Consider the following 24,202-nt stretch of genomic DNA (forward strand, 5'->3'; position numbering starts at 1 on the left):
TTGTTTTGTTCAGTTTTCAAAGAGCAATTTTTAATTTCGTCGTTTTTAGCGACAAGATATAATTTATCATATTTCCACTTTGTTGTCAACACTTTTTTTAATGTTTTTTGAAGCAATTTCGTCTTATTTCGTTTGCTTCCGACAACAAAAATTAATATACCATAGAAATTTAAGAAGGGCAATACTTTTTTACAAAAAAATTACGAAATAGATTACTTTTTTTACATTCCATTTATAAACTATCCTAAAACACTATTATATCGGCTTTCTGCTTCGTTCTATTATAGATAATTCATACCTTTTCGGACTCCGGATTTAAAACTATTTTATAGAGAATGTTTAAGAATCCCCAATGATAAGTGGTAAGTTAATGACATTCTACTAAACAACACAGAAGTCACCACATTACGTGAGAGAGCTCATTCGTAAAAACACGTTGTCTGGATCTTCCTGCTTCTCATTTAATTAATTTTAAACAGGCATGTATCGTAAGCCCATTAACTCAGATTCCATCTCTATCTCCTCCTTTTCTTCCACTGTACATACTGTTATTCTTCCATCTATATTATTTTATTTATGCATCAGCTTCCTTCACTGAGATAACAATTTTCTCGATAGCATAATAAAAGCTTGTACATATCTCCGAAAATACAACATATATATATACTGGAACGAGTTATCTCGCACTACTAATAATGCTTTCCATGTATTTCACTACACCAAAAAGGAGGAACAAAATTGAATCACTTCTATACAATTCGTTTGAACCGGAAGAAAATGATATTAACAGCAGCTATCATGTTAACAGCAGCCATTCTGATTTGGACGCAAACGCCATCTATGATAACTATGTTCACAAAGGATGAGCCGGCCGCTCTTTCAAAGGGAAATGAAAATTTAGAAGATGTTGCAGTCACCTTCAATATCAGCTGGGGAGAAGAGAGGGTAGAGAGTATTCTTGATGTATTAGCAAAAGAAGAGGTCCAAGCTACATTTTTTGTCAGTGGTGAGTGGGCTGAACGACATCCAGATTTATTAGAAGCCATTTCTGAAGGAACACATGAAATTGGATTACTTGGCTACCGCTATAAAAGTTATTTAGATCAAGAACCGGAACAAATAAGAAAGGACTTGCTAAAAGCACAGGAGGTAATGAATAAGCTAGGATATGAAGACATCCAACTTCTTCGCACACCCCACGGTCATTTAAACGAAGAAATTATTGAACTGGCGGAAAATATGCAATTTCAGGTTGTGCATTGGAATGTGAACCCGGATGATTGGGAGAATCCTGGTGTAGAATCTATCGTTGATGAGGTAATGGAGCAGACTGAAAACGGTGATATTATTCTGCTGCACGCTTCTGATAGTGCCAAACAAACTGCTGAAGCTTTAGAAACGGTTCTTCCCGGTTTAAAAAACAAAGGATATGGACTGATTACGATATCAGAAATGATTAATCAGGCAAAAGCAGATACGGAGCTTATTGATTAACCTTTACCGCCATTTGTTCATCCTGCTCTTTCTTTCAATAGACCTTCATTCACAAGCTTAGACTTAAGTCCTTTAAATATAGATGGTCACACAAATATAAACAGCGGGCATCTCTCCTAGTGTGGAGTGATGCCCGCTGTTTATAATATATAAGAAGTTATCTCTGAACTGAAAAAACTTCACAATAAATCAAACCCGATAGAGCCGACTCTGCATTACTTCCATGTTAAGAAAGAAACCAGATTGCTTTATGCCTTTTTCGCTTGCTTCTTTCTCGACTTTGATACGGATTTTTGTTCCTGTTTCCGTTCTTTTTCCACAAAAGGCAGCCGATGAAGTGTTAAAATCTGATATGTATTACATACCAATAATGGAATAACCATTAACCAGGCATAATCCGTACCATCTACCATTAATCCGGGAACCCATTCAACAGTTGTAAAAACAATCATGAAAAATAGTGCTGGAATAAAAGCTGTCGAATTGGTCTCTTTTGTTTTTAACTTTGCAACAATCCATCCAATAACCAGCATCGCTGCAGCAATCAGTATAAACCAATATATCGCCACATCTCCCCCTGCAGCACGATATGGGAAGTAGATAAGATCAAATAAGATAAAAACAATCAGACCAACCTGGACTAAAGGCCAGTACCCCTTAAATAAATTCAGCCCCATCCGATTCACAAATAAATACGCAAAAAAACCTGTCATGCTTATAGCTGCAAATGTCAGACCAAGTACTAAAAAGAAAAGAAATACCCCGAGCAGCTCCAACAAATCAAAAGGAGACATATATGTAAGATATTCCTCTGGCCGTATAAAAAAACTCGCAATTAAGCCAGCAAGACCACCGAGCCAGAATGCTTTCCAAAAGAAATTAACTAATATTTTTGTGTTCAAATTCTTCACCTCCTAAAGAAGTAACCATTCGTATTTTAACATGAAGCGCACCATTTTTCTTCATTGCTGTGTATATTTTGTTAAATTATCAAACATATTAAGGGTATAGATTATGTTCTTCATGTAAGAAAGACAGAGAAACTTGGACCAATCTTTACTGAGAAAAGTACCCATGTTAACAAAAGAAACTGCTGCATTGGGAAGCATATGGCAAACCACTCTATCCTTAACCTGAAAATAAAAAGGTATACTTCTGATTTCATTAAGAAAGGGGGGCGTATGTATGAAACGTCACTTATTCATTATATTTCTAGTCTTATCCATAACTCTGATCTCTGCTTGCGGAAATAATAACGATTCTCGCGAGGCAGAGTATGAAACCACTAAAAAAATGGTTGTTGATATCCTCCAGACAGAGGAGGGTAAAAAAGCATTAAAGGATATACTGGCTGATGACGAGTTACAAGAGCTCGTAATTATCGAATCTGATCAAGTAAAAGATGCGGTAACGAAGGCTTTATCATCTGAAGAAAGTAAAGAAAATTGGAAGAAAATGTTCCAGGACCCTGAGTTCATAAAAACTTATGCACAGTCTATTTCCACAGAGCAAAAAGATTTGATGAAAGACCTGATGAAGGACAGCCAATTTCAAGAGCAAATGATTGAAATATTGAATAACCCCGAAGTGGATGAGCAGATCCTTTCGATTATGACAAGCCAAAAATTTCGTGCCCATCTAGAGAAAACAATTCAAGAAACACTTCAGTCTCCCCTATTTCAAGAAAAAATAGACCAGGCTCTTAAAGAAGCTGCCAAGCAAAATTCATCCGGCGGCAATGGAGAAGGCAACCAAGGTTCCTCGAATAATAACGAAAATGAAAACTCATCCTCATCTCAATAAGGAACCATGTCTTTTTAAAACAAATAGGATGCTGTTCATTTAAACAGCATCCTATTTGTTTACTATCCTATTCCTCTAATTTCGCCACTATTTTTGCGGCAATCTTATGATACTCTTTTCCATTTGGATGATCCTCCTGGTAAACAGATGGAGCAAATTCATCCTCTTCTTCATACGGCTGTTGAAGTGACAATTGACCAAGAACCTTTGTTTTCAGCACATCCGCAAGCTTCTTGCCGCCGCCTTTTCCGAAAACATATTCCTTCTCACCTGTTTTCTTGCTTTCAAAGTACGCCATATTCTCCACAACACCGAGAATCTCATGATCTGTTTTTAGAGCCATTTGTCCTGCACGAGCTGCTACAAAAGCTGCTGTTGGATGCGGTGTTGTCACAATAACCTCTTTACAGGATGGTAAGAGCTCATGCACATCCATGGCAATATCACCTGTTCCTGGCGGTAAATCAAGCAATAGATAATCTAAATCGCCCCATTCTACTTCTGTGAAAAAGCTGTTTAACATTTTGCCAAGCATTGGTCCACGCCAGATAATCGGCGAATTATCTTCCACAAAGAATCCCATGGAAACAACTTTGACACCAAAGCGCTCAACCGGAATAATTTTCTCCCCGCGAACGACTGGTCTTTCTTCTATGCCCATCATATCCGGCACACTAAAACCATAAATATCCGCATCGATAATGCCTACTTTTTTACCCAGGCGCATCAAGGAAACCGCTAAGTTAACGGTTACAGTTGATTTACCAACCCCGCCTTTTCCACTGGCTACGGCGATAAATTTCGTATTGGAAGCACCGCTGATTAACGTTTCTTCTTTTGCTTTTTCCGCTTCAGACTGATACTTCTTCACTGTCTCCTCCGGCAGCTGTTCAAATCGCAATCCAACTGTATTGGCACCATTACGTTTTAAAATGCCAACAATCTCTTGCTGCATCTGCATCTGCTCGCCTGTATTCATTTTGGAAATTCCAATCTTCACACTGATATGCTTTTTCTCTTCCTTAATGGTAACGGATTTAATCGCATCTAATTCCTGCAAGTTTCTATGTAAAAAAGGATCCTTCACAGAGCTCAGTAACTCTATAACCTCTTCTTGTGCTAACATGTTTTCACCATCCTTTATGAGTCTGTCCAATGCCAAGTATAACATAAAACGAAACTTCATTCAGGTGGTTTGCTCTTTAACCGTTTGAATGTTAGCTTGAGTTAATCAGGAGATGTAGTGACCGTTTTTCCCCATACTTATTTACATCCTTCTGCATTATTACTTGGGGAAATTACGGACACTCGTGCTGTGATAAAACGAAACTTCATTCAGGCGGTTTGCTTCAACCTGGCAATTCCCGAAAAAGCAAAGATTATCCATTAGAAAAGGCTTGGAACCAGCCAAGCCTCTTCATTGTAAAATAATTGGCAACCCTTATCTATTCAGCACCTTTTTTACTCGCTTTCTTCTTCCTCCGAATCCTCTGTAACGTAACGCAAAATTCCTTCATATATGCTGGCTGCCATTTGTCGCTGATAGGCATCATCCTTTAATAGCTCCCGCTCCGTCTCATTCGATAAAAATCCAATCTCTACTAATGCTCCAGGAACCTCTGCATGCTTCAACAAATACATTTGATCAATAGCAAGCGGTTGTCTATCCGTATTTTCCAGATTACGAATAATTTCTTCCTGAATCATGGTGGCCAGATGCTCTCCCTCCCTAAATTTCGGATAATAGAAGGTCTGAGCGCCATGCCACCTGGAATCAGGCAATGCATTTAAATGAATGGAGATAAAAAATTCAGCTTCTTTCTCATGAATAAACGCTAATCGATTCCGTATATCCTCAGATTTACGATTAGCCAGACCACTTGTCCCCTCTGCAGCTAAATCAACATCCTCCTCACGGGTTAAATGAACAATTGCCCCATGCTGCATCAAGTATGATTGAACCATTTTAGATACAGAGAGCGCAATATCCTTTTCTACGGTGCCGTCTGAACCGACTGCACCACCGTCTGGTCCGCCATGTCCGGGATCAATCACAATTACTTTTCCGTTTAATGGAAGCGACCAAGTAGAATTAGAAGAATTAATTGCTTCTTTCGTGGGATACTGTAATAAGAAAATAAGTATGAACAAGCCAAGAAACCAAAATGCCAGCTTCTTATTTTTTGACATATCGCTTCGTCCCTTTCGTTCCCATCTTTAGGGGGTATATTTTTATTGTGCCTATTTCTGCTGGAGCCGGACTCTCAAAAGCACCTTTTATTACAAAGCTTTTTCTTACAGCATGTACAACTCTAAAAAATATAAACAGCAAAAGCCTTCTATTAAAAATTTATGGGCTCATTGCTAGGTTTATGACTTATCTTTTGTAGTATGCTAAAATAAAAATAAATGTTTTAAATTGAGTGTTCAAAAAGGGCGATAAAAAGGACCAAGAAGTTCAAGGCGACGTCATTTTTACGAACGGAGCGTATGGTTTTAAATACGTGAGTATCGGAAAAATGACGTCAACGCAGAAATTCGCCGTGTCATTTTTGTTGGGCTTTTTGAATTTCCTCTAAACTATTTCTCATGTGATATTGTATATTTAGGAATAATCATTCGGAGGTATTATTATGGCGGATTGGATATTAATTTTATTAGGTATTGGCGCTGTTCTGATCGGGGTAGGTTTACTGGCAGTAGCTGCTTTTCTTTTTGTAAAGCTGGGAGGAGCAGGCAAGCTTATTGCCAGTGCACAAAAAACAACGGATCAGCTGCCCGAGCAGATAGAAGGCATCACCTCGCAAATAACAGATATCCTGCAAACAGGGAATAAAACATTACAGCAGGTGAATCAACAAATGAAGGAATTATCTCCTTTATTCTATTTAATTGGTGATGCAGGACGAGCTACCCATAACATGTCATCATCTGTACTTAAAACAGCAAATCAATTACAGGAGACAACCGAAGAAGCGAATATGACAATAGCAAATAAAAATTTGCAGGGCATTTATGGCTTAGCAACTATTGGTTATTTCCTTGTCAAACGAAATAAAAAATAAACCCGACCTAAAAAAATCGCTTGGAACTTTTATTCCAAGCGATTTTTTTAATGCTCTTCTGCTATTTTATTTTCAACTTCCTGACGTATTTCCTGAAGCTCTGTCGATTTTTGAAAGCCGTCCTGATAAAGGCGCTGTTCAAAATCACGCAGACGGGTTAATAATGATGTATTCTCTTCTAAATTTCTTTTCTTTTCCACATAGGAGCTTGCTGCCCAGCCTAATACTGCACCAGCAATCGAACTGATAACAATCCCTGTCTGATATCCTTTATTGTTCATGGGTGTATGCTCGTTTCTCACGTTTTAGCTCCCGCTTTTTCTTTAACCAGTAATAACCAAGAGCCACTCCACCATATACGCCGCCTAAGTTATTTTTACCGGAAATCTCCTGACCGGCTTCTGTTTTTGTCTTCACAGAATCCGTTACGTCCACTAAGGAAGAAGATAGCTTCCTTGTTGCATTACCAACATCACCAACAATATAAAATAATGGGCTTAATTGCTCCATTTTATCATTTATATCTGCTAGAGCCTGATTACTTTCATGAATAATACTCGTTGTCTCTTTGACAATCCCGTCCAATTGTTCTGGTAACTGCTGGACAGTCTTATCAACGCCGCTTAATACACTTGCTAAGTTATTTAATAAATGACCAATGAAAATAGCTAAAATAACGCATGCGACTCCAATGATAATGACGCCGATTCCGATTAATGTCATTTTACTTCCTCCTTCTCGCTGACTTTATTTGTTTTACTTGTCTGATAGGTTTTATAAATTTGTATCGCTGCTTCACTCCAGGTGATTCCTTTCATCGCCAGATTTAATTTTTTCTCCAGCTGGGCATCATCCAATGCCTGCCGCTTCACTTTATAAGCTTCATGGAGGCTCTGGACAGAGGTACCCACGTCTTCTAAAGAACCGAAGACACTGTCTGTAGCTTGCAGTTTCTCTTGTGTATCATCGATTAAATGACCGACCTCTTGTAAGGATGTCGAAATTTCTGGTGTGATATGGTTCATGTCTTCTTCCATTTTCACGACTGACCGCCCAAGCGAACGAATGTTGTAGGTAAGCCGATTTAACGTAAAAGCTATATAACAACAAACGACAGCAAACGCAATTGCAATAAGTAAAATCCCTATGGAAATAATAGGCATATGTAAAAATCCCTCCTTTTTCATTGCATGTTCAAAAGGATAAAATGGACTGGCCATTTCATTCAAGCATTTGCCCGCATCTCTTTCATACATCCATTTTTAACCGGACTTTTTGAACAGCCTCTATAAACAATATTATACCACCTGATAAAATAAATAAAACGTTTCTTTTCTATAATAATGGAAAACCTCACATTCGCCAAACCTTGACTGACTGATATCTTTGTTATACTTATGCAGTCTGAAAGAATGTATAAGTCAAGATTATATCTTCTGACTTTCGGGTAAAGAGTTCATATACCGTATATTTATTTCATTTTTTTGGAGTTCTCTCTAAAATGGGAAAGGTATCAAAAATTTTTATTGGAGGCGACTATGGGTATCAAACAATTCTTTAAGGATTTTATGAAACGTTTTTCCGAAAATAATACGACATTACTTGCAGCTGCACTTGCTTATTATTTTCTATTAGCCGTCTTCCCGCTTCTTATCGTCGGCTTTGCAATTATTCCTTATTTTAACATAAGTCCGGATGATGCTGTCGGGTTTATCGGTTCCATCTTACCACAGGAACTTGCAACGACCTTTGAAGAAAATATCATCAACCTGGTTGAAACGCCCCGTGGCGGACTGTTAACGGTCGGAATTTTGGGGACAATCTGGTCTGCTTCAAACGGGATTAACGCATTTATTCAAGTATCAAATCAGGCTTTTGAAGTGGCAGAAACAAGGTCATTTATCAAGGCTCGCGGAATAGCTGTCCTGTTGACGATTGGGGTACTTTTAGCTGCCATTTCATCGATTATTCTGCTTGTATTTGGGGATACAATTGTCAGTTTCTTAATTTCCTTTGCCGGCATCAGTGAAGGCACGGGAATTATCCTGCAAATATCACGCTTAGTGATGGTCATTATTATTGTTACTATTATTTTACTGGGGCTGTATCGTTTTGCCCCAAACAAACATCTCCCTTTCAAGCATATTCTGCCCGGGACACTAACAGCAAGTATTCTATGGCTGGTAAGCTCGTTTGCTTTCTCCATTTATGTATCTAACTTTGGCAATTATTCAGCGACGTATGGAAGCCTTGGCGGAATTATCATCCTGATGGTCTGGTTCTTCCTAACTGGCGTCATCCTTCTGGTGGGGGCACTGCTTAACAGTATGTATCATCAGAAAAAAATAGATGATTCCACAGCGGCAAGAAAAGAAACAGCAAGTGCTAACGAAAAATAAGGTTAATAAACCAAAGCCTTCCTTCTTGATATGAAGACAGGGCTTTGGTTTTTAATTGTTACCGTTAGACTATTTAGAAAAAATCTGCAAGATACGGATGTCTTTTTTTAGGGATATAGGCATCCAGCTTCACGATATTCTCTAAATCACCGGAAATAAATGCTTGGCTGTAGAGCTGCTCCAACGTTTGCTTTCCTAATAAAATCATTGCTAATTGTTGAATCGTCAACGATGCAGTCACATTCTGTCCTGCCATATCTGCTGTTTTTTCCACATGATGTGAGCCGTTTTGAAAATGAATATGATAAACCCCGCTATTCTCTCCAAAAACAGCATCTTCCACTTTGATTATATACGTTTCTTCCTTTTCCGATAATATTTGGAATGGATATACCTTCAAAAAGGCTTCTGCATCTACAATTCTTGTCATAAAATATGGCTTTTGCTCCTGCTTTACGCTTGGCTCTTCCAAAAAGAGCGGAAGTAAATCGTCATCCGGGAGTGTCATGTGTACTTCCTTTGCCATTGAATCATGGTTCGCTATAAATTGCAGCAGACGCTTTTTACTATCCGGGGTAACCGCTGCCCATTCATCAATGTCCACCTTCCCGCCTTTTACCTTATAACGCAAATACCCATCTGCATTCCCGCCATCATCATAACTAATGACTGTAATGAGCTCTTCTTTACTGAAAACCTTATATTTCCACCAATGATCATCACGGACAAGCATTCCTGTATATTGCTCGGTATAGGCCTGATAAACCTCCTTTAAGATCGCTTCTTCATCCTTTTTCATGCGCCGCACATAACCTGTTACATCCTTAAATTTGGGTATGTGCTCCATTGGAATGGTAAACTGCATTTCATTGATGGTCATTTCCCAGCCAAATTTCCGGTAAAACGGTACACTAAATGGTGCTAAATACGAAATAAGGCAGCCTGCTTTTTTCATTTCGCCAATAGCATGGGTAAGCAGCTGCCGTACAGCTCCATTCCGCCGGTATTCCGGCCATGTCGCAACAGAGGCAATACCTCCCATTTTCATAACCTGACCATGAATACGTGTTTCCAGTGGAATCAGATGTACCTTAGCAGCCAGATTTTCTCCTTCCAGCCAGCCCCAAACTGTTTCATTTTGCTTTTCTTTCTTTTTCTTCTCGACTTGTTCTGGAGTTAGCTTAACCTGAAAGGCAAAAGCGGATAACTCATAAATTTCATCATTCGTTACTGGAATTTGTTTAATCATAACCATCCTCCTCTTTTGGTAAAGCGATTTTATTTCTTCTGCTGCCGGTACAGATCCATCGATTTATACCCTTGCGACAGAATATCAAGCATTTGCTGTTTACGCTTGTCACGTGTCTTTTGCTGTTTCGCAGAGAAAAGATAGCGCGCCCAATCTTTTTGATAACCTGGTGTCAGGCTCTGGTAAAATGCAAGCACCTCTGGATCATCAGCTAATAATGCTTCAATATCTTTTACATTATCAGTATAATCACCCACACGCTGACTTGCTGAAACAGACTTTTTCTTGGCTTTCCGCTTCTCGTGCTTTAAGCCAATAACCGTAAATACGTCATCCATTCGTACCATACGAGAGAACTTCAAATCACTTCCTGCCACATAACCTTCTTCGTCAACTGCCATAGCTGGAAAAATCTCATCCCTATGGATATATGTGTTATATCGGGTATTTCCTTTTTTGGGATAAGCAAAGAATAAGTATCCTTTTGGAAGCAATAATTGACGTTCTATTATTTGATTCGTATGTGCAACCATTTCATCCAGGGTTTCTACAAAAATAAAAATGGCGTCATGCTCCTGCTGAAGCGATTGCACTTGTGCTGCGAATACATCATAGTCACTCGGCTGATTGAGAACAGCCATGTTTGTGTATTTTTTGAGATTTAATTTATCGACGATTGACATGATTTTCACTCCTCATCATTAATTAATTTCTTTTCTAACTTTAACAAATCGGCAAGAAAAGGAACCAGTGTATTCAATGGATTTATAATCGGCTTAGAGGTTTTATTCTCCACTTGCTGCGATGCATCCACCATAGATAATTGAGCAACAGAAATAACTTTATGTTCATCTTTCATGATTTGCTTTAAAAACGCAGAAATTTTTTTATCGTATTCTTCTTTTAATCCTTGCATGATTAATTCAAAAGCATGATTCACAACAATTACCTCTAAGTTTAAGGATTTTTGATGATGTGCAGCATGCTGTTTAAGACGCTCCATCGTTCCAGCAACTGTTGCAGGATTTGTAAAAAGAATCGACTGAGGGCGCTGGACATTGCAAATGGCATCAAAGAAAGGTTCATCGATTTTAATAATTGGTACGGGCAGTGAAAGCTGATCTTCGTTCAGTATGGCAATATAGTTTGTACAAGTAATAAGGATAGCATCCACATCACATTGAGCAATCCACTCTATTTGCTCCTTCACCTTACGTCTGGCATCTGATTCCTGGAATGTTTCATCTGCGGTAACATGATACATTAATGCTGGATCAACAAAATGAATGAGTTCCATGTTAAATGCAGAGAATGCACGATTGATATATTCTATATTTGAATAGTGAGCGTGCAAGCACCCTAATCTTTTTCTCAACTTGATTCCACCTCTGACACTTTTCTGATTGTTTTATCAATAGGTATTGCTGATTGTCCCGAATTCTAATAAAAAGCCCCAGAATCAAAAGTCATTGACCCCGGGACATTTTTTTATTATTAATTACAGAAATCTTCCTTACAACACGATTAGAACCACTGTGAGTGGAAAACACCATCTTTATCCTTACGCTCATACGTATGCGCACCGAAATAATCACGCTGTGCCTGGATTAAGTTAGCTGGCAGGTTTTCTGAACGGTAGCTGTCATAGTAAGCAATTGCACTTGCAAATGTTGGAACAGCCACACCCTGCTGCACTGCTAAGGAAACCACCTTACGAAGGGACGCTTGATATCCTTCTACAATCTCTTTGAAATAAGGGTCCAGCATAAGATTTGGCAAATCTGCATCTCGATCATACGCATCTTTAATTTTTTGCAGGAAGTTTGCACGGATAATACATCCACCGCGCCAGATCATGGCGATATCTCCATATTTCAAGTTCCAGTTATTTTCTTCAGATGCCGCACGCATTTGTGCAAACCCTTGTGCATAAGAGACGATTTTACTCATGTAAAGCGCTTGGCGAATTGCTTCAATCAGCTCTTCTTTGCTCTCAGAGACATCTGCTTGAGCAGGACCTGAAAATACCTTACTTGCTTGCACACGCTCTTCTTTTAAGGAAGAAATAAAGCGTGCAAATACGGACTCTGTGATTAATGGAAGCGGCACACCTAAATCAAGTGCATTTTTACTTGTCCATTTTCCAGTACCTTTTTGACCTGCTTTATCAAGAATTACTTCTACTAATGGCTTGCCTGTTTCATCATCTGTTTTCGTGAAAATATTTGCTGTAATTTCAATCAGGAAGCTGTCCAGTTCTCCTTTATTCCATTCTTTAAATACTTCATGCAATTCTTTTGCATCCAAGCCGACAACATTCTTCATTAAATCGTATGCTTCTGCAATTAGCTGCATATCCCCATACTCAATACCATTATGGACCATTTTGACAAAATGTCCGGCACCATTTGGACCAATATAAGTAACACATGGATCACCATCTACTTTGGCAGAAATGGCTTCAAAGATTGGTGCCACAAGGTCATATGCTTCTTTTTGTCCGCCAGGCATCATAGAAGGTCCTTTTAAAGCTCCTTCTTCCCCGCCGGATACACCCGTTCCAATGAAATGAATACCTGTCTTATCTAATTCTTCATTACGGCGCATCGTATCTTCATAGAGTGTATTTCCACCATCGATTAAGATATCGCCATCCTCTAAGTATGGCTGCAGAGAAGCAATCGTTGCATCTGTCGCAGGACCAGCTTTCACCATAAGCATAATGCGGCGGGGCTTTTCAAGGGATTGTACAAATTCTTCTATCGTTTTGGCACCATAGAAATTTTTCCCTTTTGCCTCGTTTGCCATAAAATCTTCTGTCTTCTCATATGAACGATTAAAAACAGATACCGCAAATCCCCGGCTCTCTATATTTAATGCGATATTTTTTCCCATTACAGCTAAGCCAATAACACCAATTTCTTGCTTCATATATACTCGTTCCTCTCTGCCTAATAATTTAAAAATAAACCTTTTCTTATTATAACGGATTTTTTCTATAGAAACCAATCTTCATGATATTTTTTCAACGAATAAAGCAGAAATTTTGTGAAAATACGTTCATTTTAAGTGGAAGTAAGCAAAAATTGTGTTTTATGTCTTTTAAAATGAACGTAGTATCCCTTATATTTTGATAGCAATCATGCCATTATTTATGAAAATAGATATATTTGCTGACTAAGTAAAAAACATCAACTCACAGCATCACATACTGCGAATCGATGTTTTTTTAAATCTACTTTTTATCTACAGCCGCAATGCCCTTTCGGAGGACATGGCGGACAAGGATGATGCGGCTTTCCGCACATAACATGCTGCTCTTGAATGTTATTTACAACGGATTCTGTATGTGGGAAGTAGTGCTTGTGTGTTGTCATATGCTGATTAACATTTGTTGTATGGCTGGGGTGAATATGCTTTACTTCGGTATTGGAGATATTTGTTTTTACAAATTGCTTTGTCGGCGATACTTGTGTTGGACCTTGTTGTGTAGGCGATACTTGCGGAGGACAGTATTCCGGCTGCATCTGTTGCATTGGCATCTGATGTGACATATTATGGCAATTTCCATTCATAGAAGCTCCTTGTACCTGTTGATTTCCCCAGCCTTGATTAAATTGTCCTTGATGATGCTTACTACCTCTCATCGTAAAGGACCTCCCTTCTTTTTCTTCAGCCTTCTCTATAGACTATGTACACTCATCATACTCGGTTTGATATAAAAACCTATTTTTATGTGAATTTACCCTGAGATAATGGAATATAGGCAGCTGTTTGATTTTATTTAGTAATCTCAAAAAATGCTCTTGCCTGTTAGAATATACTTACAGACAAGAGCAGATATAAAAACATTCTAAATTATTTTAGTTTGATACTAGCTTTTTCTAATCAAGTTACAGTTATTATTTTTTGATTAAAACGCTTAGCTATTTCTTTCCCAATTTCAATCGAGCATGTAGCAGCGGGAGACGGTGCATTCAATACATGCAGGCTGTACGCATTTTCTTCAAAATAAAAATCATCCAGCATTGTTCCGTCCGGCTTCATCGCTTGTGCACGTACCCCGGCTTCCATCGGCTTGATATCCTCTGCATTTAAGGAAGGAATTAATTTTTGCGCTTCTTTAACAAATGCTTTTTTATTAAATGAACGGTAATATTCACCAATTGCTTCCTTAATATTTTTTAAGCCCATTCGATAAAGACCAGGAAAGGTTAGGATTTGTGATGTTTCTTTCAGATTAAAGCCGATTTTCTGGTACGCTTCTTTCTTAAATCCCAGCACTGCATTGGGACCTACATCTACACCGCCGCCAATCATATTTGTAAAATGCACACCCAAGAATGGCAAATCAGGGTTGGGTACTGGATAAATGAGCGTCTTTACATAATGTTCAATACGCTCGTCCAATTCAAAATATTCACCTCGAAATGGAATAATTTGAACATCTGTTTTGATATTAGCCATGCGGGCCAGCTTATCACTATATAGTCCGGCGCAATTAATCAAATAATTTGCTTCAAAATTCTCCTGGCTGGTCACTACAGTTATTTTTTCTTTCTCAATTTGTATATCTTTTACTTCATTATGTAAATGCAGCTCCCCGCCATTCTCTATGAAAAGCTCTCCATACTTTTCGGTAACTTTTTTAAAATCAACAATTCCGGTATTTTTGACATGTATTCCGCCAACTGTATTTACAAATGGTTCTATTTCTTTAACCTCATTACCGGTTAAGAGCTCTACATCTAAATCATTTTCTATTCCTCTTTCATATAACTTATTCATATTCGCAAGCTCGGACTCGCTGGTAGCCACAATCACTTTTCCACATCGATTGTAATCTATATGATGCTCCTCGCAGAATTCCACCATGGATTTGGAGCCGTTTCGGGCAAATCTTGCTTTGTAGGATCCCGGTTTATAATAGATGCCTGAATGAATCACACCGCTATTATGCCCTGTCTGATGCTTCGCTACCTCCGACTCTTTATCTACGACTACAATTTTTTTATCTTTATGCACTTTTGATAGCTGGTAAGCGGTGCTTAAGCCAATAATCCCTGCTCCAACAATTAGTATATCTACTTTCACTGTACTCCCCTCCTGCCTCTTCTTAATTTATTTCAATACCGCAGGCTTCTGCGACTACTTCCACAATATGCTTCACTGAAATCGCGTCAGATAGGCCTTCTCTTTCTACACCTAACTGCATTTGAATATGACAACCAGGATTGGAAGTAATGATTAATTCCGGTCTTGCTGTTTTAACGTTTTTCATCTTCATGTCTAAAATTTGCATCGATTCCTCGAAATGCAGGATATTATAAACTCCTGCTGACCCGCAGCAGAGTGCTTTATCCTTTAATTCCATATAGTTTAGACCGGGAATACTTTTAATTATTTTCAAGGGGTCCTCAAACACCTTCTGGACATTTTCCAAATGACAGGATGGCTGAAATACAGCGTTCTTAGAAACTTCATATTGAAATTTTAAATCAACCATTGCCATCATCTCGGAGATATCTCGGACCTTTGCTGTAAATGCCACTGCCCGCTGATGCCATTCTGTTCCTTCTTTAAATAGCTTCGGATATTCTTTTAAGGTCGCTCCACAGCCGCCAATCGTATTTACAATATAATCAAAGTCATACGCTTCATAAGCTTCGATGTTTTTCATCGCCAGTTTTACAGTCTGATCGTGTTCTCCTGCATGATGCTGCAGAGCACCACAGCATGTTTGCGACGGAATGTTCGCTACTTCCATTCCATGCCTACTTAATATTTTGACAGCCAAATCATTAATCCGGCTGAAAAAAACGTCCATAATACACCCTTGAAAGAAGCCGACATGGATTTCCGATTTCCTAAAAGGATTCCGCGGATTTTTCAGCCGCTTACTTAACCTGACTTCCGGCATTGCTTGATTTAAATCATGATATTTCCTCATTGACTTCAGAAGATTACGACGATTAATCAGACGCTTCACTCCTGTAATTTGATAAGCATATATGCCTTTGTTTACAAGTCTCAGAATCTGTTTATTTTTCAGAACCACTTTAAAAGTAGCCGTCCTTACACCCTTTTCAAACAGCCCCATCTTCTTATTATCTTTTAATACTTCCACTGCTGACATTAGAATGTCTCCATAACGGACATTGGTTGGACAGACCGTCTCACATGCCCGGCAACCCAGACATAAATCAATACCTTCCCGCATATCCTCTATATCAATTTTCCCTTCAGCCGCCATCTTCACTAAATTGATACGGCCTCTCGGAGAATGCTTTTCTTTTTTGAAAGCCAGATAGGTCGGGCATGCAGGTAAGCAGTAGCCACATTGTACACAGTCAAAGGTTGCCTGATAATCTAATTTTTCCATTAATGATTCAGTCATTTTTTAACACTAACCTTTTCTCTCCCGCTTCCGGGAATATTTTTCCTGGATTCAAGATGTTCTTCGGATCAAGTGCTTGTTTAATAGCTTTTTGGAACAGCATACCGGCTTCTCCTGCTTCTATGGGAAAGAAGGGTTTTTTCATCGTCCCGATTCCATGCTCCCCTGATAACGTACCTCCTAATTCAATCGCATAACGAAAAATTTCTTCCACGGCATCCTCCACCCGGGAAACCTCATCTGTATCCTGCATATTCGTATTAATGGTTGGATGAAGATTGCCATCGCCGGCATGACCAAATACAACAATATTCAGATTATACTTTTTCTTCACTTCATCAATTTTCCGAAACATGTCTGGAATCTTGCTTAGCGGTACAGTTGCATCCTCTGATATTTTGGTATAACCGCTTTGGACAATTGCTGGTGAAACTAATTTTCTCACTTGCCACAGTTTTGCTTCTTCCTCTTTCGTTTTAGCGATTTGTACATTATCTACACCAATTTCTAAAAGTGCACGCTGAATGACATTTAATTCTTTGGTCAGCACATCCGGATCTCCGTCCACTTCTACCAGCAGAATCGCTGCAGCTGTTCTTGGTAAATCAAGCCCGGCATAGTCTTCTACTTTATTGATCGCATTCTGATCAAGGATTTCCATTTTAGATGGTCTTACCCCAGATGTTAATATCCTGGAAATAGATTTCCCTGCTGTGTATAAGTCATCAAATATAACCATTGCTGTTTTCGTATCCATAGGCTTTGGAATCAGCCTTAATGTTGCTTCTGTAATAATGCCAAGTGTCCCCTCTGAACCAATTAGAAGCTTCGTTAAGTCATAGCCGGTTACATTTTTAATGGTATTTCCCCCAGTGCGGATAATTTCTCCCTCAGCAGTAACCACTTCCAGACCTAATACATAATCCTTTGTAACTCCATACTTTACTCCGCGGGGTCCTCCTGCATTTTCCGCTAAATTTCCGCCAATAGTACAGACAGAGGAGGAGGAAGGATCTGGCGCATACATTAAATTATGCTCCTCTGCCAATTGATGAATATCTCCTGTTTTCACACCAGGGCTTGCTTTAATTAATAAATCATCCGGGAAGATTTCCAAATACTGATTCCACTGGGAAAAATCCATCACAATACCAGCATGTACTGGTAATGGTCCTCCCGAAAGACTCGTGCTTGCCCCTCTTGGATAAATCGGAATTTCATAGATGTTAGCCAGCTGCACAATTTTTTGCACTTCTTCCGTCGACATTACTTGGACAACATAATCAGGCATATATTGGCCAAAGGACGCATCATAGCCATAAGAAACACGCTCATCAACATCTGTTAATAACCGTTCTCCCACGATTTCTGATAATTTTTCTATTATTTTTTCTTTTAACATTAAACTCACCTAATTTCTGTCGTCACCCAATTTCCTGCGCATGTTTGTCAGATGTAATCGCATTGCTTCTTTTGCTTCAGCTGCATTTTGAGATTTTATTGCTAAATAAATTCGTTCATGCTCACTATAAACCTCTTCTCTCTTTCTGGGCTTCCCTATATTCAGTTTCAGTGAATACTCCAATGCATTTCTGTGTACACGCTCTAAATTTTGAAAGGTTTGGATAATATAATTATTTTTTGTCGATTGTATAATTGCTTTATGAAAATTATAATCAGCCTTTAACCCGATTGAATATTCATTACTCCTGATTTCTTCAAAATCTTTCAGAGCCTGCTCAATTTCCAGAAGTGCTTCCTGCGTACGTCTCACTGCACTGAATCCTGCTGCTTCCACTTCCAACAGTGCCCGCATCTCTAAAAGATCAAATAACTCTTTTTTCGTAAATTCGCCATAAGTATAGGCCTTAAATTCATCTGCTGCATCCATGCGTTTAACATAACTGCCTTTTCCCTGTATCGACTCGACGTACCCTACAGAAACTAGTTTACTAATCGCTTCACGAATCGGGACTCTGCTGACATCAAAATATTTTGCCAGCTCATTCTCAGAAGGAAGCTTTTGCCCTTCTGAGTATTCGCCGGTTTTAATCATATTTTCTAACTGGGAAAAAATAAGATCAGATAACTTTTCTTTTTTGAACGGTTTCATTCAATCATCCTGCCTCCAGGAGCCGCTTGCTTCTTATAAAATGGAAAATAAGTATCAATGCAAATAATGCTAAACCAATGATGTCTAATAATTGATTCGTTGAAATCAATAAGAAGGCCACTCCGATTATTAAGATTCTTTCTACTATAGTTAATTTTACTCGAATATAGTTACCGAATCCAACCGCGAGTGCATAGACACCAATAACAGCTGAAATAAATGCTTGTGCTAATACAAAGTAATTAATCGGACCTTCATCCGTCTGCAGCAGCAAGATTGGATCATAAGCAATAATGATCGGAATAATAAAACCAGGCAATGCCAACCGTAAAGCCGTCCAAGCAGTTTGCATGGGGTTTGCTTTGGCAATTCCTGCCCCGGTATATGCTGCTAGAGCTACAGGTGGAGTCACATTAGACATTGCACCATAATAAAATACAAAAAAGTGAGCTGCTAAAGGGTTAACCCCTACTTGAACAAGAGCTGGTGCAGCTGTTACCGCTACCACAATGTATAAAGCCGTTGACGGAAGGCCCAGACTGAGCACAATACAAGTAACCATAACCAGCATCAATATAATAAATAAATTTCCACCTGCAAGATCTGCTACATTATATGCAAGCATTGACCCTACACCGCTCATCGATACAACAGCAATAATAATTCCTACAGAGGCACAGGCAATAGCAACCTGAACCGAGTTTCTTGCTCCATCAATAAGTGCTTCAAAAAACTTAGAGATGGTAATCCGGTTCGTTTTATCTTTAGTTAAATAAGAAGTAAAAATTGTAGCAATAATTCCGGCAAACCCGGCAAAAATCGCTGTTCTTCCTAACAGAAGTACACCCATGACAACAATAATCGGCAGAAGTAATGCTCCTCTTTCCAATAACACTTTTTTGATATCTGGAATATTTTCTTTACTGATACCTTTCAATCCAAGCTTCTTCGCTTCTGTATCAATGGCAAACACTAAGGCAATAAAGTACAGAAGGGAGGGCAGAATACTGGCCAAAACAATTGCCGTATAAGGAATTCCCAAAAATCCTGCCATAATAAATGCTGCCGCACCCATAATAGGCGGCATCAGCATGCCTCCAGTCGAAGCAGCAGCTTCTACTCCACCTGCAAATCTCGGCTTGAGCCCGATACTTTTCATCAGCGGGATGGTAAATGCACCAGTTGTCGCTACATTCGCTACGGCACTCCCGTTTAATGACCCTGTCAACGCACTTGTAATAACAGCAACCTGTGCAGGCCCTCCACGACGCTGCCCCGCAATCGCCAGAGCCAAATCATTAAACAAATTACTTGCACCGCTCACGGTAAGGAATGAACCAAATAAGATAAACAATACAATATAGGTCGAAGCAATCGATAACGTACTGCCAAATATTCCATCAGACGTCATGTAAATCCGATACAGCAGTCTTTCGAATGTGAAGCCAGAATGAGCAAAATCAATAGGGAAATAAGCACCATAAATACCATAAAGTAAAGCTATTACGCTCAAAACAGGAATAAACCAGCCAATAGATCGGCGCGTTATCTCAAACAATACTAAAATACATAAGACAGCAAATACATAATCTATTGTATTCGCCTGTGATAAGCGATCCACATGCAGATTTGTATATGTCACAGTAATGTAGCCGATGGAAATAACCGACAGAAAAATCATGATGACATCAATCGATGATATTTTCCTGGCCTTATTTTTGTTTGACGGGTGAAGTAAAAATCCCATGACAAAGATTAAAATTAAAAAGATTGTATTTCTATAAAATTCCTGAATGTTTAAATAGCTGGATGTAAGTAAAACAAAGACAGATAGAATAATCCCGACAACCGCAATGATTTTATTACGCATTGATTTACGGTCTATAACCGGATTATCTTTTGGATTTTTTTCTAAATCCATCTTCGTTGCATGAGCGTTTCCCATTAATTTTCCTCCTCTCTCAGCTCTTCTGGTTTAAGATGATCTTCAATCTCTACACCCTGTTCTTCAAAATAGCGGTAAGCACCAGCATGGAGTGGTGTATTCAAGCCCTCCAATGCTGTTTCCACCTGCATTTCTCTGGCAGAGTTATGAATATTAATCATATATTCTTGATTCTCAAACAGGATTTTTGTCAGGTTATAAATCATTTCTTCATCCATATCTGAAGTTGTAACTAAAATATTAGGCTGGGCAATCGTCTCAATATCTTCTTCCTGTCTTGGATAAGAGCCTGCTTCAATCGTATAGCGGTACCAGGTATTGACAATATCATTAATATCATCCATTTGTTCGTCGGTAACCTCTAAAATAGCCGCATTTAATCCACTTGCATACATATCAGTAATAGCAGACACGGGTACCCCCGCAGGCAGAGATCCGCCGTTTAACCGGCCATCTCTCATTGATGAAATAGTATCATCATAGCCAAGATATTCTGTCCTGATATCGCTTTTCCCAAGTCCAATCCCTTCCATCATGGTTACTGTAGATTGCTCGGTTCCACTCGCCTGTGGACCTACCGAGAAGGATCTTCCCTCGATATCAGAGATATCTCCGGACTCCACAAAATTTTCCATTAATACGAAGTGTTCTACATTTGGCCAAATCATACCTACAGATCGGAGCTCCTCATACTGATTTCCCTCATAAATACCACTTCCCTCCGCTGCCTGTGTCGAAATCAGCCCCTGAAGTATAGCAAAATCAGCTTCTCCATTTCGGAGTAAATCAATGTTTTCTACAGACCCTGCTGAAGCCTGTCCATTAAATTTAATGTTTTGATTGCGGTAATGCTCTGTCCAAAGCTGCCCCATTCCAACACCTATCGGATAATATGTACCTCCTGTCGTGGCTGTTGCTATGTTATAAATTTCTTTTTTCTCAAAATTACATCCGGATAAAACAAAGGCAAAAATAAGTACTGCAAATAAAAATTGCTTCCCTTTCATTCAAACACCCCTTTGTATGCGCTTTCAATTTAACTTGTAATACAATGTTACAACATTATACATTTTATGACAATACCTTTATGCGAGATTTTAATAAATTAATTAAAGCTTTATTAACAGAGCATGTATTGCCGTCTGTCAACAATATACATTTTAGAAGAGCTCCACATACAGATATAGCATTATTAAAAAATTTGTAGAAAAGGATATGGAAATGGCTGGTTATTGCTGTTGAACATAATATAAGTGGGTTGTTTTCAAACAAAAACAGATAAACAGCGTATATGATAACAGATAGGTTGGAAGTATTGTATTCCCAAAACAGGTCTTTACTCCCAGAAATCAAAATGGTTGATAGCTAAATGATCTATAAAAAAGACTATACTAAACTTCTATATGCTATCAACAGATATTTACGCCCTGAATCTATATACTCTTGTAAAATTATCTGTTTTTCGTATATTCTGTAAAAAAAGAGAAAAGGAGGAATTTTCATGAACAAATTCTTCAGTTTTGAAGAAATGATTACGCCCATAATCATTAAAGTATTATTTTGGGTTGGACTTGCTGCGTCCGTGCTATTTGGGCTAACCACTATTTTTTCGGGAATAGTTGAGGAAGAATTTTTACTTATTTTAACAGGCCTTATCATTATTATTGTCGGAACCCTTTTAGTACGCGTTTATTGTGAATTATTAATCATCATGTTCAAGATTTATGAAATATTAAAACAAATAAGAGATAAATAATTTATAAAGCATCTTTGAAATTCAATAAGGATTTCAGAGCCTATCAAATATCTGAAATCCTTATTTTTAGGAGCATTGCATTTCTGCCTACAAAAATAACAAACTTCATCAGCATAAAATCAACGTTTTTAGTAAGTTAATTTTTGAAGTAAGTAACCAACTGGCATTTACTACAATACTTACTCCTTCATCTGAAACTGGAAATGACATTGTCCTTCACGAAGAACATATTGGTCATGGATGACTTCAAAATTCTTATTGTATCCTTTCGCTACAGAAGGATCGATCACCTGGCAATACAGAATGCCATATTTCCCCATGTCATCATCTGCCCACTGCTGACCAAACGGACAAAACGTAAAGGTTTGCTCTACTTCATTTTCTTTATACACTGTATCTACTTCAAACAGTTCACTGCGCGCCATATCATAGTTTTTCAAATAATTATCAGATGTATTTTCCAAGCCATTGGCACGGGCACGCTGGGCTATACCCTCTCCGCGTTTTCTGCCATATCTTTCAACAGCACGTCTGATAACATCTTCGCCCTCTTCATCATATTTATCCACGACCTGCTTTGCAATTTGAGCAAACATTTTTGAAAAACGTGCAAACGTCGTTAAGTCCGCATACTTTTCTTCTCCTTCAACAACCTGTGGTAAATAGTCATAAAATGCGTGATTTTGTCCTTCTGCTGTTGCTTTTTTCGCCATTGTTTCTGCATCTTTCAGACCGAATGCTTCCAAGCCTTGCTGTACCAGCTTACGTCCTTCCTCTTCACCATATGCTTCCGTAATCGAGAGATGAAGTTCAGTAAACATTTTCGCCGTAATAATATCCATTGATAAAGCTTTCATCATTAGCTTTTCTTCACTCATCTTATCCATCTCCTTTAAATCCTTATTAGTTTACTTGGTATTCAATCTATTATAAAATAAAACAAACTATAAATCGAATGAATATTTTAATATGGAACCATGAAAAAAATTCATAAAAGTATACATCCAAAAAATTTGTTAAAAGGAGTTTGATTATGCCTACATTAGCTCAATATATCGCTCTTCACACATTAATCGAAACCGGAAATTTTACAGAGACGGGACTAAAATTAAATCTGACTCAATCATCCATTACCCATGCAATGAACAATTTAGAGAAAGAGCTGGATCTTTCCTTAATCATTCGTAATAGGAATAATGTTATTTTAACAAGCAATGGTAAAATGGTCTATGAACATGTTTCGAAAATTCTGCAAGAACAGCAAAAACTTGAAAATACGGTTGCTAACTTGAAGAATTTAATTGGCGGGACGATTACAGTTGGTGTACTTCCCAGTATTTCACTCGTATTACTTCCAAAGGTTTTGTCCTATTTTGAACAGCATTACCCAGAAGTCACTATCCGTCTGATGGAAGGAGATTATGATCAAATTGAAAATTGGCTCCAGCATGGTGTAGTTGATATTGGCTTTATCGCAAAGCCTGTGTCTGAAAATTTAGTATTTGACCGCATCTTTCAGGATGAGCTCCTGTGTATTATGGCAAAAAATCATCCTCTGGCCGCTGTGGAGCATCTTACGCTGAACCAATTAAAGGATGAACGCTGGATTATGCCGAAGCAAAATATTGATCGTGATGTATTACGAATCTTATCAGAGCATAAAATCGAACCAAATGTGGTCTATGAATTATCTGTTGATCAAGCCATTTTAACGATGGTATCTGAAAATTTAGGTATTTCGATCGTTCCAAAATCCATATTACTTCATGCGCCGGCAGACCTGATTCAAAAAAGCTTTTCAAAGCATTATGCACGAACAGTCGGGATTGCACATAAACGAAACACCTATCCCTCTCCAGCAGCCATGAAGTTTGTAGAAATATGCCAATTATTTGCAGCCGGCCTATGAAATTTTTGTAAGGAGAACCAGGGAATAAAACTATTCTTTCGACATATTTAAGTACAGAAAAAATAGTTTTAT

General features: G+C 38.4%; 24 protein-coding genes. 6 read left to right on the plus strand and 18 right to left on the minus strand.

The window, feature by feature from the left end:
- Positions 1 to 738: 738 nt before the first annotated feature.
- Positions 739 to 1,494, plus strand: coding sequence for a polysaccharide deacetylase family sporulation protein PdaB (gene pdaB / locus FLK20_RS16240; protein ID WP_227995090.1), 756 nt, complete (start codon positions 739 to 741; stop codon positions 1,492 to 1,494).
- Positions 1,495 to 1,742: 248 nt separating this feature from the next.
- Here pdaB and FLK20_RS16245 read toward each other — a convergent pair whose 3' ends face one another.
- Positions 1,743 to 2,396 carry a KinB-signaling pathway activation protein gene (locus FLK20_RS16245; RefSeq protein WP_152657649.1) on the minus strand — a complete coding sequence of 218 codons (654 nt, stop codon included), beginning with the start codon at positions 2,394 to 2,396 and terminating at the stop codon, positions 1,743 to 1,745.
- Positions 2,397 to 2,679: 283 nt separating this feature from the next.
- Here FLK20_RS16245 and gerD point away from each other — a divergent pair, with 283 nt between their 5' ends.
- The gene (gene gerD, locus FLK20_RS16250) at positions 2,680 to 3,297 is read left to right on the plus strand and encodes a spore germination lipoprotein GerD (protein ID WP_152657650.1); all 618 of its coding nucleotides are present in this window, start codon (positions 2,680 to 2,682) and stop codon (positions 3,295 to 3,297) included.
- Positions 3,298 to 3,364: 67 nt separating this feature from the next.
- On the opposite strand, the gene FLK20_RS16255 is transcribed toward gerD, so the two are convergent.
- The gene (locus FLK20_RS16255; protein WP_152657651.1) at positions 3,365 to 4,423 is read right to left on the minus strand and encodes an Mrp/NBP35 family ATP-binding protein; all 1,059 of its coding nucleotides are present in this window, start codon (positions 4,421 to 4,423) and stop codon (positions 3,365 to 3,367) included.
- A gap of 335 nt (positions 4,424 to 4,758) precedes the next feature.
- Positions 4,759 to 5,487, minus strand: a complete 729-nt coding sequence (gene cwlD, locus FLK20_RS16260) for an N-acetylmuramoyl-L-alanine amidase CwlD (protein WP_152657652.1) — start codon at positions 5,485 to 5,487, stop codon at positions 4,759 to 4,761.
- Between the two features lie 443 nt (positions 5,488 to 5,930).
- On the opposite strand from cwlD, the gene FLK20_RS16265 reads away from it, so the two are divergent.
- Complete coding sequence (locus FLK20_RS16265) at positions 5,931 to 6,362, plus strand: DUF948 domain-containing protein (RefSeq protein ID WP_152657653.1); 432 nt, start codon at positions 5,931 to 5,933, stop codon at positions 6,360 to 6,362.
- A 47-nt stretch (positions 6,363 to 6,409) separates the two neighbouring features.
- On the opposite strand, the gene FLK20_RS16270 is transcribed toward FLK20_RS16265, so the two are convergent.
- Genes FLK20_RS16270 through FLK20_RS16280 form a run of 3 tightly spaced genes read right to left on the minus strand, consistent with a single transcriptional unit; the run spans position 6,410 to position 7,525 of the window.
- The gene (locus FLK20_RS16270) at positions 6,410 to 6,643 is read right to left on the minus strand and encodes a hypothetical protein (protein WP_152657770.1); all 234 of its coding nucleotides are present in this window, start codon (positions 6,641 to 6,643) and stop codon (positions 6,410 to 6,412) included.
- A complete protein-coding gene (locus FLK20_RS16275) occupies positions 6,633 to 7,085 on the minus strand; it encodes a DUF948 domain-containing protein (protein WP_152657654.1) in 453 nt (150 codons plus the stop codon). Before FLK20_RS16275 ends, FLK20_RS16270 begins: the two co-directional genes overlap by 11 nt.
- Positions 7,082 to 7,525 (minus strand): DUF948 domain-containing protein, encoded by a 444-nt coding sequence (locus FLK20_RS16280; RefSeq protein ID WP_152657655.1) that lies wholly within the window; start codon positions 7,523 to 7,525, stop codon positions 7,082 to 7,084. The genes FLK20_RS16275 and FLK20_RS16280 overlap by 4 nt, the downstream gene beginning before the upstream one ends.
- Positions 7,526 to 7,900: 375 nt before the next feature.
- On the opposite strand from FLK20_RS16280, the gene FLK20_RS16285 reads away from it, so the two are divergent.
- Complete coding sequence (locus FLK20_RS16285; RefSeq protein ID WP_152657656.1) at positions 7,901 to 8,761, plus strand: YihY/virulence factor BrkB family protein; 861 nt, start codon at positions 7,901 to 7,903, stop codon at positions 8,759 to 8,761.
- Positions 8,762 to 8,834: 73 nt separating this feature from the next.
- Here the strand turns inward: FLK20_RS16285 and FLK20_RS16290 are convergent, their stop codons facing one another.
- From FLK20_RS16290 to FLK20_RS16340, 11 genes are all read right to left on the minus strand, one after another.
- On the minus strand, positions 8,835 to 10,010 hold the full coding sequence (locus FLK20_RS16290; RefSeq protein ID WP_152657657.1) for a GNAT family N-acetyltransferase: 1,176 nt from the start codon (positions 10,008 to 10,010) through the stop codon (positions 8,835 to 8,837).
- A 29-nt stretch (positions 10,011 to 10,039) separates the two neighbouring features.
- Entirely contained in the window at positions 10,040 to 10,693 is a 654-nt protein-coding gene (locus FLK20_RS16295) for a YdeI/OmpD-associated family protein (RefSeq protein ID WP_152657658.1), read from the minus strand.
- 5 nt (positions 10,694 to 10,698) lie between these two features.
- Positions 10,699 to 11,391 (minus strand): aspartate/glutamate racemase family protein, encoded by a 693-nt coding sequence (locus tag FLK20_RS16300; RefSeq protein WP_152657659.1) that lies wholly within the window; start codon positions 11,389 to 11,391, stop codon positions 10,699 to 10,701.
- A 143-nt stretch (positions 11,392 to 11,534) separates the two neighbouring features.
- Positions 11,535 to 12,941 carry an NADP-dependent phosphogluconate dehydrogenase gene (gndA, locus tag FLK20_RS16305; RefSeq protein WP_152657660.1) on the minus strand — a complete coding sequence of 469 codons (1,407 nt, stop codon included), beginning with the start codon at positions 12,939 to 12,941 and terminating at the stop codon, positions 11,535 to 11,537.
- A 311-nt stretch (positions 12,942 to 13,252) separates the two neighbouring features.
- Positions 13,253 to 13,657, minus strand: a complete 405-nt coding sequence (locus FLK20_RS16310; RefSeq protein ID WP_305080943.1) for a CotD family spore coat protein — start codon at positions 13,655 to 13,657, stop codon at positions 13,253 to 13,255.
- Positions 13,658 to 13,898: 241 nt separating this feature from the next.
- Positions 13,899 to 15,104 carry an L-2-hydroxyglutarate oxidase gene (gene lhgO, locus FLK20_RS16315; RefSeq protein ID WP_152657661.1) on the minus strand — a complete coding sequence of 402 codons (1,206 nt, stop codon included), beginning with the start codon at positions 15,102 to 15,104 and terminating at the stop codon, positions 13,899 to 13,901.
- Between the two features lie 22 nt (positions 15,105 to 15,126).
- A complete protein-coding gene (locus FLK20_RS16320) occupies positions 15,127 to 16,407 on the minus strand; it encodes a (Fe-S)-binding protein (protein ID WP_152657662.1) in 1,281 nt (426 codons plus the stop codon).
- Complete coding sequence (locus FLK20_RS16325; protein WP_152657663.1) at positions 16,400 to 17,809, minus strand: FAD-binding oxidoreductase; 1,410 nt, start codon at positions 17,807 to 17,809, stop codon at positions 16,400 to 16,402. Before FLK20_RS16325 ends, FLK20_RS16320 begins: the two co-directional genes overlap by 8 nt.
- A gap of 9 nt (positions 17,810 to 17,818) precedes the next feature.
- On the minus strand, positions 17,819 to 18,520 hold the full coding sequence (locus FLK20_RS16330; protein WP_152657664.1) for a FadR/GntR family transcriptional regulator: 702 nt from the start codon (positions 18,518 to 18,520) through the stop codon (positions 17,819 to 17,821).
- A gap of 4 nt (positions 18,521 to 18,524) precedes the next feature.
- Positions 18,525 to 20,465, minus strand: coding sequence for a TRAP transporter permease (locus FLK20_RS16335; protein ID WP_152657665.1), 1,941 nt, complete (start codon positions 20,463 to 20,465; stop codon positions 18,525 to 18,527).
- Positions 20,465 to 21,472 carry a TAXI family TRAP transporter solute-binding subunit gene (locus FLK20_RS16340; protein ID WP_152657666.1) on the minus strand — a complete coding sequence of 336 codons (1,008 nt, stop codon included), beginning with the start codon at positions 21,470 to 21,472 and terminating at the stop codon, positions 20,465 to 20,467. Before FLK20_RS16340 ends, FLK20_RS16335 begins: the two co-directional genes overlap by 1 nt.
- 494 nt (positions 21,473 to 21,966) lie before the next feature.
- Here FLK20_RS16340 and FLK20_RS16345 point away from each other — a divergent pair, with 494 nt between their 5' ends.
- Positions 21,967 to 22,221 carry a DUF4282 domain-containing protein gene (locus FLK20_RS16345; RefSeq protein ID WP_152657667.1) on the plus strand — a complete coding sequence of 85 codons (255 nt, stop codon included), beginning with the start codon at positions 21,967 to 21,969 and terminating at the stop codon, positions 22,219 to 22,221.
- 179 nt (positions 22,222 to 22,400) lie between these two features.
- Here FLK20_RS16345 and FLK20_RS16350 read toward each other — a convergent pair whose 3' ends face one another.
- Positions 22,401 to 23,099 carry an L-2-amino-thiazoline-4-carboxylic acid hydrolase gene (locus FLK20_RS16350; RefSeq protein WP_152657668.1) on the minus strand — a complete coding sequence of 233 codons (699 nt, stop codon included), beginning with the start codon at positions 23,097 to 23,099 and terminating at the stop codon, positions 22,401 to 22,403.
- Between the two features lie 155 nt (positions 23,100 to 23,254).
- Here FLK20_RS16350 and FLK20_RS16355 point away from each other — a divergent pair, with 155 nt between their 5' ends.
- Positions 23,255 to 24,130 (plus strand): LysR family transcriptional regulator, encoded by an 876-nt coding sequence (locus FLK20_RS16355; protein ID WP_152657669.1) that lies wholly within the window; start codon positions 23,255 to 23,257, stop codon positions 24,128 to 24,130.
- Positions 24,131 to 24,202 lie beyond the last annotated feature (72 nt).

The sequence above is a fragment of the Oceanobacillus sp. CFH 90083 genome (genome assembly GCF_009389585.1).
In the GTDB taxonomy this organism is placed as follows: Bacteria; Bacillota; Bacilli; order Bacillales; family Amphibacillaceae; genus Oceanobacillus.

Bases quoted from the DNA above. Each gene is read 5' to 3' on its own strand.
- gerD (WP_152657650.1), top strand. From the start codon at position 2,680: ATGAAACGTCACTTATTCATTATATTTCTAGTCTTATCCATAACTCTG.
- FLK20_RS16255 (WP_152657651.1), bottom strand. From the start codon at position 4,423: ATGTTAGCACAAGAAGAGGTTATAGAGTTACTGAGCTCTGTGAAGGAT.
- cwlD (WP_152657652.1), bottom strand. From the start codon at position 5,487: ATGTCAAAAAATAAGAAGCTGGCATTTTGGTTTCTTGGCTTGTTCATA.
- FLK20_RS16265 (WP_152657653.1), top strand. From the start codon at position 5,931: ATGGCGGATTGGATATTAATTTTATTAGGTATTGGCGCTGTTCTGATC.
- FLK20_RS16270 (WP_152657770.1), bottom strand. From the start codon at position 6,643: ATGAACAATAAAGGATATCAGACAGGGATTGTTATCAGTTCGATTGCT.
- FLK20_RS16275 (WP_152657654.1), bottom strand. From the start codon at position 7,085: ATGACATTAATCGGAATCGGCGTCATTATCATTGGAGTCGCATGCGTT.
- FLK20_RS16280 (WP_152657655.1), bottom strand. From the start codon at position 7,525: ATGCCTATTATTTCCATAGGGATTTTACTTATTGCAATTGCGTTTGCT.
- FLK20_RS16285 (WP_152657656.1), top strand. From the start codon at position 7,901: ATGGGTATCAAACAATTCTTTAAGGATTTTATGAAACGTTTTTCCGAA.
- FLK20_RS16290 (WP_152657657.1), bottom strand. From the start codon at position 10,010: ATGATTAAACAAATTCCAGTAACGAATGATGAAATTTATGAGTTATCC.
- FLK20_RS16295 (WP_152657658.1), bottom strand. From the start codon at position 10,693: ATGTCAATCGTCGATAAATTAAATCTCAAAAAATACACAAACATGGCT.
- gndA (WP_152657660.1), bottom strand. From the start codon at position 12,941: ATGAAGCAAGAAATTGGTGTTATTGGCTTAGCTGTAATGGGAAAAAAT.
- FLK20_RS16310 (WP_305080943.1), bottom strand. From the start codon at position 13,657: ATGAGAGGTAGTAAGCATCATCAAGGACAATTTAATCAAGGCTGGGGA.
- FLK20_RS16320 (WP_152657662.1), bottom strand. From the start codon at position 16,407: ATGACTGAATCATTAATGGAAAAATTAGATTATCAGGCAACCTTTGAC.
- FLK20_RS16325 (WP_152657663.1), bottom strand. From the start codon at position 17,809: ATGTTAAAAGAAAAAATAATAGAAAAATTATCAGAAATCGTGGGAGAA.
- FLK20_RS16330 (WP_152657664.1), bottom strand. From the start codon at position 18,520: ATGAAACCGTTCAAAAAAGAAAAGTTATCTGATCTTATTTTTTCCCAG.
- FLK20_RS16335 (WP_152657665.1), bottom strand. From the start codon at position 20,465: ATGGGAAACGCTCATGCAACGAAGATGGATTTAGAAAAAAATCCAAAA.
- FLK20_RS16340 (WP_152657666.1), bottom strand. From the start codon at position 21,472: ATGAAAGGGAAGCAATTTTTATTTGCAGTACTTATTTTTGCCTTTGTT.
- FLK20_RS16345 (WP_152657667.1), top strand. From the start codon at position 21,967: ATGAACAAATTCTTCAGTTTTGAAGAAATGATTACGCCCATAATCATT.
- FLK20_RS16350 (WP_152657668.1), bottom strand. From the start codon at position 23,099: ATGAGTGAAGAAAAGCTAATGATGAAAGCTTTATCAATGGATATTATT.
- FLK20_RS16355 (WP_152657669.1), top strand. From the start codon at position 23,255: ATGCCTACATTAGCTCAATATATCGCTCTTCACACATTAATCGAAACC.